The organism is Sporosarcina sp. SAFN-015 (assembly GCF_051966875.1).
In the GTDB taxonomy this organism is placed as follows: domain Bacteria; phylum Bacillota; class Bacilli; order Bacillales_A; family Planococcaceae; genus Sporosarcina.
Genome location: NZ_JBQCKP010000005.1, coordinates 248,992 through 250,715 on the forward strand (window position 1 = coordinate 248,992; position 1,724 = coordinate 250,715).

A 1,724-nucleotide genomic window follows, 5' to 3' on the forward strand; every position below is an offset into this window, starting at 1 on the left:
CCATAGTATTGGTTAAACAGAAATGGCAGGGGCAGTAGGAATCGAACCCACACCAAAGGTTTTGGAGACCTCTATTCTACCGTTAAACTATGCCCCTGTAAAATGGTGGTGGGGGACGGATTCGAACCGCCGAACCCGGAGGGAGCGGATTTACAGTCCGCCGCGTTTAGCCACTTCGCTACCCCACCAAGTAAAGAATATGCCGGCGATAGGAGTCGAACCCACGACCTACTGATTACAAGTCAGTTGCTCTACCAACTGAGCTACACCGGCATAATATTAAAATGGTGGCTCAGGACGGAATCGAACCGCCGACACAAGGATTTTCAGTCCTTTGCTCTACCGACTGAGCTACTGAGCCACATAAAAATGGCGGTCCCGACCGGGATCGAACCGGCGATCTCCTGCGTGACAGGCAGGCATGTTAACCGCTACACCACGGGACCTTTTGGTTGCGGGGGCAGGATTTGAACCTGCGACCTTCGGGTTATGAGCCCGACGAGCTACCACTGCTCCACCCCGCGATAATGTTAGATGTAGGAATTTTAAATCCTACGCTTTCAATTTTGCTTTGGGACTTTGCTGTAATTTCCTTTTAGGAAATTACACAAATCACATTCTGCGTGATGTGATTTGCTCCACCCCGCGATAATAATAATTCGTATTAAGAAATTATGGTGGAGGATGACGGGTTCGAACCGCCGACCCCCTGCTTGTAAGGCAGGTGCTCTCCCAGCTGAGCTAATCCTCCAGTTAAAATCGCGATAAGCTTCGCATTACTGCGTCATCTTCATTCGTTCAGTCAGTCACGTACTGTTGTACGCTCCTTCCCTCTCTCAATCGCTTCCTTGTCCTGCTCGCTTCTTCCGATTTAAACGGGAGCTGCAATCAAATGAAAAGGCTGTTCGTGAAAATGGTGACCCCTACGGGATTCGAACCCGTGTTACCGCCGTGAAAGGGCGGTGTCTTAACCGCTTGACCAAGGGGCCATATGTAAGTAATAAATCTGGCGGAGAGCAAGGGATTTGAACCCTTGATACGCGGTTAGCGTATACACGATTTCCAATCGTGCTCCTTCGGCCACTCGGACAGCTCTCCAATTGGCTCCGCAGGTAGGACTCGAACCTACGACCGATCGGTTAACAGCCGATTGCTCTACCACTGAGCTACTGCGGAATAATGTTAGCATGAGTTTTCAACTCGTTAAGTCATTTGAAGATTGACAGCCCAGCGACGTCTTACTCTCACAGGGGGAAGCCCCCTACTACCATCAGCGCTGAAGAGCTTAACTTCCGTGTTCGGTATGGGAACGGGTGTGACCTCTTCGCCATCATCACTGGACTTTTTTCACAAGACAAGATTTATTATATCATATCTGGTGAATAATTCAAGCGTTTTTTCAAAATAAATTATTTTGTTCGCTCAAAACCGGATAAAACCAACATTGTCGCTGAACCCAAGTTCAACCGTACTTCTTAACTGTCCAGCCTCAGCGGTCAGACGCTCGGGTCATAAGCCGTTCCGGCTGTGTGGCAAAGAGCGCCACTTCGCCGATCCGTCTTATGCCTGTCGCGTCTAAACGACCGCTTCGGCATTTCATATAGGTTAAGTCCTCGATCGATTAGTATCCGTCAGCTGCACGTGTCGCCACGCTTCCACCCCGGACCTATCCACCTCATCTTCTTTGAGGGATCTTACTTACAAATGTAATGGGAAATCTCATC

General features: G+C 49.3%; 10 tRNA genes and 2 rRNA genes. All 12 read right to left on the minus strand.

Features of this window, described 5'->3' with window-relative positions:
• Window positions 1-23: 23 nt before the first annotated feature.
• Window positions 24-97: transfer RNA gene (locus ACTHPA_RS11405), tRNA-Trp, on the minus strand.
• 6 nt (window positions 98-103) lie between these two features.
• A tRNA-Tyr gene (locus ACTHPA_RS11410) sits at window positions 104-188 on the minus strand.
• Between the two features lie 12 nt (window positions 189-200).
• A tRNA-Thr gene (locus tag ACTHPA_RS11415) sits at window positions 201-273 on the minus strand.
• A 12-nt stretch (window positions 274-285) separates the two neighbouring features.
• Window positions 286-361: transfer RNA gene (locus ACTHPA_RS11420), tRNA-Phe, on the minus strand.
• Window positions 362-370: 9 nt separating this feature from the next.
• Window positions 371-446 (minus strand) — tRNA-Asp (locus ACTHPA_RS11425).
• 3 nt (window positions 447-449) lie between these two features.
• Window positions 450-524: transfer RNA gene (locus ACTHPA_RS11430), tRNA-Met, on the minus strand.
• 151 nt (window positions 525-675) lie between these two features.
• Window positions 676-751, minus strand: a tRNA-Val gene (locus tag ACTHPA_RS11435).
• 163 nt (window positions 752-914) lie between these two features.
• A tRNA-Glu gene (locus ACTHPA_RS11440) sits at window positions 915-989 on the minus strand.
• Window positions 990-1,007: 18 nt separating this feature from the next.
• A tRNA-Ser gene (locus ACTHPA_RS11445) sits at window positions 1,008-1,098 on the minus strand.
• A gap of 3 nt (window positions 1,099-1,101) precedes the next feature.
• Window positions 1,102-1,176 (minus strand) — tRNA-Asn (locus tag ACTHPA_RS11450).
• Window positions 1,177-1,225: 49 nt separating this feature from the next.
• Window positions 1,226-1,341 (minus strand): 5S ribosomal RNA (rrf, locus tag ACTHPA_RS11455).
• A 260-nt stretch (window positions 1,342-1,601) separates the two neighbouring features.
• Window positions 1,602-1,724, minus strand: a 23S ribosomal RNA gene (locus ACTHPA_RS11460); the annotation flags it as partial.